Consider the following 6,140-nt stretch of genomic DNA (forward strand, 5'->3'; position numbering starts at 1 on the left):
ACCGGGGCCGGCCGGCCGGCCGGGGAGGCCGTCGGGCCGCCGCTGGTGCTGGACCCCGTGGCCGACGCGGTGGCCGCCGCCCGCCGCCACGTGCGCTCCACGCTGCGCCGCATGGACGCCGAGGACGTCGAGGAACCCGCGGAGCTGGCCGTCTCCGAGGTCGTCACGAACGCCGTGCTGCACGCCCGCACCCCGTTCACGATCACCGTGCGCCCCAGCGCCTCCGGCGGGGTGCGCGTCGAGGTCGCCGACGCCTCGCCGGTCCCCGTGCAGGTGCGCCGCCTCGGCAGCTCGGCCACCACCGGCCGCGGCCTGCAGGTGGTGGCCTCGCTGTCCTGGGACTGGGGCGTCGACCCGCTGCCCGCCGACCGGGGACCGGGCAAGACCGTGTGGTTCGAGCCGCGCCCGGACGCCGGGGCGGCGGCCGGCTGGTCGCTCGACCTGGAGGGGCTGGCCTAGGAGCGGCGCGGGCGGTCGGCGGGCGACCGGCGGGCGGCGCGGAGGCAATACCCTGGGGAGGTGACGCCGCAAGCGCCCGAGAACCAGTCCGAAGCGACAGACACCGCACCGGCGGAGGTGGCCGCGGAACGCACCCACCGCCCCGTCCTCGTCGTCGACTACGGCGCCCAGTACGCGCAGCTCATCGCGCGGCGGGTGCGCGAGGCCGACACCTACTCCGAGATCGTGCCCAGCTCCACGCCTGTCCACGAGATCCTCGCCAAGGACCCGGCCGCGGTGATCCTCTCCGGCGGCCCGTCGAGCGTGTACGCCGAGGGCGCCCCGCAGGTGGACCCGGCGCTGTTCGAGGCGGGCGTGCCCGTCCTGGGCATCTGCTACGGCTTCCAGGCCATGGCCCAGGCCCTGGGCGGCGAGGTCGCCCGCACCGGCCGCCGCGAGTACGGCGGGACGGCCGCGCAGCTGCAGGACGCGCGGTCCTCGACGCTGCTGCGCGACCAGCCGGCCGAGCAGTCGGTGTGGATGTCGCACGGCGACAGCGTGGCCAAGGCCCCCGAGGGCTTCCGCGTGACGGCCTCCTCGGCGGCCACCCCCGTCGCGGCGTTCGAGGACGACGAGCGCCGCCTCTACGGGGTGCAGTGGCACCCGGAGGTCAAGCACTCCACGCACGGCCAGGACGTGCTGGTGAACTTCCTGCGCCAGGGCGCCGGCATCGACCCGGACTGGACGACGGGCAACGTCATCGAGGAGCAGGTCGCCCGCATCAAGGCGCAGATCGGCGACGGCAAGGTCATCTGCGCCCTCTCCGGCGGCGTGGACTCGGCGGTGGCGGGTGCGCTCGTGCAGCGCGCGGTCGGCGACCAGCTCACGTGCGTGTTCGTCGACCACGGCCTGCTGCGCGCCGGCGAGGCCGAGCAGGTCGAGAAGGACTTCGTCGCCGCGACCGGCGTGAAGCTGCACGTCGTGGACGCCGTCCAGCGCTTCGCCGACGCCCTCGACGGCGTCAGCGACCCCGAGCAGAAGCGCAAGATCATCGGCCGGGAGTTCATCCGCGTCTTCGAGCACGCCGCCCGCGAGGTCGTCGCCGCCGAGGGCGCCAGGGAGGACGGCACGGGCGGCGAGGTCCGCTTCCTCGTCCAGGGCACCCTCTACCCGGACGTCGTGGAGTCCGGCGGCGGCACCGGCGCGGCGACGATCAAGAGCCACCACAACGTCGGCGGCCTGCCCGACGACCTGGCCTTCGAGCTCGTCGAGCCGCTGCGGGCGCTGTTCAAGGACGAGGTGCGCGCCGTCGGGCTGCAGCTCGGCCTGCCCGAGGCGATGGTCTACCGCCAGCCGTTCCCCGGCCCCGGCCTGGCCATCCGCATCGTCGGCGCCGTCACCCCGCAGCGCCTGGAGGTCCTGCGGGCCGCGGACGCCATCGCCCGCGCCGAGCTCACCGCGGCCGGCCTGGACCGCGAGATCTGGCAGTGCCCGGTCGTGCTGCTGGCCGACGTCCGCTCGGTCGGCGTCCAGGGCGACGGGCGCACCTACGGGCACCCGGTCGTGCTGCGCCCGGTGAGCTCCGAGGACGCCATGACGGCCGACTGGTCCCGGCTGCCCTACGACGTGCTGCAGCGGATCTCCACGCGCATCACCAACGAGGTGCCCGAGGTCAACCGCGTCGTGCTCGACGTCACGAGCAAGCCGCCGGGGACCATCGAGTGGGAGTGAGCGCGCGCTGAGGCGCCGCTGACCCGGCGCCGGGGCCGCCGCGCGCTCAGAGCGCGGCGGCCAGCCGGCGCACGGCCTCCTCGACGTGCGCCTCGTCGACGGCCGCGATGCACAAGCGCAGGTGCGCGGCGTCCTCCTCGCCGACGGTGAACTGCCGGCCCGGGCCGACGGCGACGCCGCGCTCCAGGGCCCGGCGCACCAGCTCCGCCTCGTCGGTGCCGCGGGGCAGGCGCAGCCACAGCGAGAAGCCCCCGCGCGGGCGCGTCCAGGAGCACTCGGGCAGCTCGCGGGCCAGCGCGGTGCACAGGGCGTCCACGCGGGCGCCCAGCGCGGCCGAGAGCGTGCGCAGGTGCCCGTTCCAGCCGGCGCCGGTGACGAGGTCGACGGCGGCCTCCTGCAGCGGGCGGGCCACGACGAGGTGGTCGACCGTGCGCAGGGCGGCGATGCGCCGGGCCACCGGGCCGCGGGCGATGGCGCAGCCCACCCGCAGGCTCGCGCCGGCGACCTTGCTGAGGGAGTTCACGGTGATGACCCGCCCGTCGGTGTCGTCGCGCAGCAGCGAGGGCGGGGCCGTCGCGCCGTGGCCCAGCCAGCGCGCGAAGTCGTCCTCGACGACGAAGGCGCCGGCGCGCGCGGCGATCTCCAGCACGGGCCGGCGCCGCTCGGCGGCCAGCACGTGCCCGTCGGGGTTGGCGTAGGTGGGCTGCAGGTACAGCAGGCGGGAGCCGGACTGCTCGAAGGCTCGCTCGAGCAGCTCGGGGCGCACGCCGTCGGCGTCGGTGGGCACGGGCACCGGCACCAGCCCGGCGCTGCGCAGCAGCGAGATGACGCCGGGGTAGCTGGGCACGGCCACGAGCACGGGGCTGCCGGCCGGCACGATCGAGCGCAGCACCGTCGACAGCGCCCCCTGCCCGCCGGGCATGACGCAGACGTCCTCGCGGTCGGCGCCCAGCTGCTGGGCGAACCAGGTGCGCAGCTCGGGCAGCCCGGCGGCGGGCGGCACCGACCAGGCCTGCGGGCGGCGGGCGGCGCGGGCCATCGCCGCGGCCAGCCGCGAGGTGGGCTGCAGGCCCAGGTCGAGGTAGCCGCGGGCCAGGTCGAGGGCGCCGTCCGGGGGAGCGGCGAGCGCGGCGAGCACCCCCTCGGCGTCGACGGGGGAGGCGCCCAGCGCCACGCGCTGCCAGTCGGTGTCCAGCGTGGCCGTGCGGGGGGCGCGGGCGACGAAGGTGCCCGCGCCGGGGCGGGTGGTGAGGGTGCCGTCGGCGACGAGGACGTCGACGGCCCGCTGGACGGTGACGGGCCCGACCCCGTGCTCGGCCACGAGCCGCCGGCTGCTGGGCAGCCGGGCGCCGGCCGGCAGCGCGGCGGCCAGCTCGCGGAGGCTGGCGGTGACCCGCTGGACGCTGCTACCGTCTTCCATGAGAGATGACAATAGCGCTATCCGGTGCTCCACCGATAGCGGCCGGAGCGCCCGGTGAGCGCCCCGATCGTCCTGGCCCTGCTCCTTGCGGTGGCGGTCCTGGCCCCGCTCGTCGGCGCCGACACCCGCTACCCCGGCGCCGGGCGCCGGGCGGACCGCCCCGCCCGCGCGCGGCGCTACCGCTCCCGGTCTCGGACCGCTACTGCGCGCGGGACGCGGCGCAGGAGGCTGACCGGCGCCGCGTAACCTGGCCGCGTGCTGGGCGAGACCGAGGAGCGGCGTGCGGGGTCGAGCGCGTCGCGCACCGCGGTGCTCACCGCGGCCGCCCTCCTCGTCGTCGCCGTCTGCGTCTCCCTCGGGCTGTGGCAGTGGTCGCGCGGGCACGTCGTCGTCGACGTCCCGCCCGCCACCCGGCCCGTCGCGGCCGTCGAGCAGGTCGTCGACGCCGGCGCCGCGGCCGGCTCCGCGCGGGCCGTGCTCTCCCGCGACGAGGTCGGCGCCCGCGTGCGGGTGAGCGGCACCTTCGACCCGGCCGTCGACCTGCTCGTGCCCGCCCGCCCGCTGCAGGGGCGGCAGGGCTCCTGGGTCCTGGGCGTCGTCCGCCTCGCCGACGGCTCCGGCCTGCCCGTCGTGCGCGGCTGGGTGCCCGAGGGCGCGGCGGCCCCCGCCCCGCCCGCCGGGCCGGTCGAGCTCAGCGGCGTCGTGCAGCCGCCCGAGGGCTCCGACGTGGCGCCCTCCACCGCCGCGCTGCCCGCCGGGCAGGTCTGGTTCGTCAGCGCCGCCGACCTCGTCAACCGCGTCGACTACCCCGTCGCCAACGCCTACGTCACCGACACCGCCCCCGCGGCGGGTCTGCGCGCCGTCCCGCCCGCCGACCCGGGCGAGGCCCGCCGCCGGCTGGACTGGGGCAACATCGCCTACGCCGCCCAGTGGTGGGTGTTCGCCGTGTTCGCCGTCGTCGTCTGGGGCAGGGCCGTGCGCGACGGCCGCGCGGACGCGGGGGAGGATGTGCCCGAGGAGGCGGCCGTCGCGGAGGGCGCGGCCGAGGGCGACGGAGGACGAGACATGAGTGGTACCCGGTGAGCGCCGACCGCGTCGCGGGCGGGGTGCGGTCGCAGGCCAAGGTGCGCTCGGCGCTGCTGCGCTACCGCGTGCTGGCCTGGCTGACCGGCATCGGGCTGGTCGTCCTGACGTACTCGCTGCTGCGCTACCCGCTGCGCGCGGCCGACGTGGAGCTGCCCGGCGCGGAGGCGATCAGCCGCGTCCTCGGCCCGCTGCACGGGACCCTCTACATCCTGCTGCTCGTCTGCACCTTCGACCTCGGCACCCGGGTGCGCTGGCCGTGGGGGCGGATGGTCCTCACCGCGCTCGCGGGCACCGTGCCCTTCCTGTCGTTCTACGCCGAGCGCAAGAACCAGCGCGCCGTCCACGACCAGCTCGCCCGCGCGTGACGCAGGAGCTCCGCCGGCGGCCCGCGCTGCAGCGGGTCGTCGTGCACGTGGCGGTGCGCACCGTGCGCGGCGCGCCCGCCGGCGGTGTCCTCCTCGACGCCGCGGGCGTCCTGCCGCACGTCGTGCTCGCCCACGGCGAGACGCCCGCGGCCGCGGCCCGGCGCGCGGTCGGCGCCCCCGTCGTCCCCGGTGCCGTCCTCGCCGTCGACGACGGCGTGCGGCGCGCCCCGGGTGCGCGCGACGAGCTCGCCGAGGTCGACGTGCACAGCGTCCACGTCGTGCTGGCCGCCGACCTGCCCTCGGCGCAGGCGGCCCCGCCCGCGCTGCGGTGGGCGCCGGTCGGCGGGGGCGGCTGGCCGCTGGCCGCCGACGCCGACGTCGCGGTCGAGCAGGCCGAGCTGGCCCGGCTGCTGCCGCCGGCCGACCCGCGCGCGCCCGTCGTGCGCCAGCGGCTGGCCTGCTACGCGGTCGTGCTCGGCGACGGCGGCCTGCTGCTGACCCGGCTGAGCCCGCTGACGCCGAGCCCGGGCCGCTGGACGCTGCCGGGCGGCGGGGTGGACCACGGCGAGCACCCGCTGGCGGCGGTGGTGCGCGAGGTGCACGAGGAGACGGGCATGGACGTCGAGGTCGACGGGCTCGCCGACATCGCCGCCGAGCACTTCACCGGCCGCTCCCCGCGCGGGGTGCTGGAGGACTTCCACGCCGTGCGCATCCTCGTGACGGCCACCCCCCTGCAGGTGCGCGAGCCCGAGGTCCTCGACGTGGGGGGCAGCACCGACCTCGCGCGGTGGGTCCCGCTGCAGGAGGCGGAGTCCGTCGGGCTGGTCGCCGTGGCCCACCGCGGGCTGCAGATCGCGCTGGGCGCGCAGCGCGCGCTCTGAGCCGCCGAACCACCCCGGGGCAGCCCCGGGGTGGTTCCCAACCACGCCCCGTGACTGGCAGACTCCGCCCGCGTCGTCCCCTGCGCGGAAGCGAGCCCATGCCCCACGGTCGTCCCCTCGTCCGGTTCCTGTCCTCGGGTGCTGCCCTGGCGGGCACCGCCCACGCGGGGGACGCCAGCACCGCCGCGGTCACGCCCAGCGCCACGCCGAGCGCCGGCC

At 77.6% G+C, this 6,140-nt stretch carries 7 protein-coding genes; 6 read left to right on the forward strand and 1 reads right to left on the reverse strand.

The features are described 5' to 3' along the window. Positions 1-459 (forward strand): ATP-binding protein (locus GTQ99_RS18580; RefSeq protein WP_166617210.1); only part of this gene is annotated, 459 nt, incomplete at its 5' end. A gap of 117 nt (positions 460-576) precedes the next feature. Beyond that, on the forward strand, positions 577-2,169 hold the full coding sequence (gene guaA, locus GTQ99_RS18585) for a glutamine-hydrolyzing GMP synthase (RefSeq protein ID WP_166617216.1): 1,593 nt from the start codon (positions 577-579) through the stop codon (positions 2,167-2,169). 46 nt (positions 2,170-2,215) lie between these two features. Here guaA and GTQ99_RS18590 read toward each other — a convergent pair whose 3' ends face one another. Further along, on the reverse strand, positions 2,216-3,589 hold the full coding sequence (locus GTQ99_RS18590; RefSeq protein WP_166617211.1) for an aminotransferase-like domain-containing protein: 1,374 nt from the start codon (positions 3,587-3,589) through the stop codon (positions 2,216-2,218). A gap of 54 nt (positions 3,590-3,643) precedes the next feature. On the opposite strand from GTQ99_RS18590, the gene GTQ99_RS18595 reads away from it, so the two are divergent. Genes GTQ99_RS18595 through GTQ99_RS27150 form a run of 4 tightly spaced genes read left to right on the forward strand, consistent with a single transcriptional unit; the run spans position 3,644 to position 5,921 of the window. Then, entirely contained in the window at positions 3,644-3,835 is a 192-nt protein-coding gene (locus GTQ99_RS18595; RefSeq protein WP_166617212.1) for a hypothetical protein, read from the forward strand. 9 nt (positions 3,836-3,844) lie between these two features. Next, positions 3,845-4,672, forward strand: coding sequence for an SURF1 family cytochrome oxidase biogenesis protein (locus GTQ99_RS25470; RefSeq protein WP_166617213.1), 828 nt, complete (start codon positions 3,845-3,847; stop codon positions 4,670-4,672). Further along, positions 4,669-5,040: a DUF3817 domain-containing protein gene (locus GTQ99_RS25475; protein WP_166617214.1), complete on the forward strand. Its 372-nt coding sequence runs from the start codon at positions 4,669-4,671 to the stop codon at positions 5,038-5,040. Before GTQ99_RS25470 ends, GTQ99_RS25475 begins: the two co-directional genes overlap by 4 nt. Continuing rightward, complete coding sequence (locus GTQ99_RS27150; protein ID WP_166617215.1) at positions 5,037-5,921, forward strand: NUDIX domain-containing protein; 885 nt, start codon at positions 5,037-5,039, stop codon at positions 5,919-5,921. Before GTQ99_RS25475 ends, GTQ99_RS27150 begins: the two co-directional genes overlap by 4 nt. Positions 5,922-6,140 lie beyond the last annotated feature (219 nt).

Origin of the sequence: Kineococcus vitellinus (assembly GCF_009906315.1) — a bacterium.
Lineage (GTDB): Bacteria > Actinomycetota > Actinomycetes > Actinomycetales > Kineococcaceae > Kineococcus > Kineococcus vitellinus.

Excerpts from the sequence above, each read along its gene's own strand:
- GTQ99_RS18590 (WP_166617211.1), bottom strand. The coding sequence starts at position 3,589 with ATGGAAGACGGTAGCAGCGTCCAGCGGGTCACCGCCAGCCTCCGCGAG.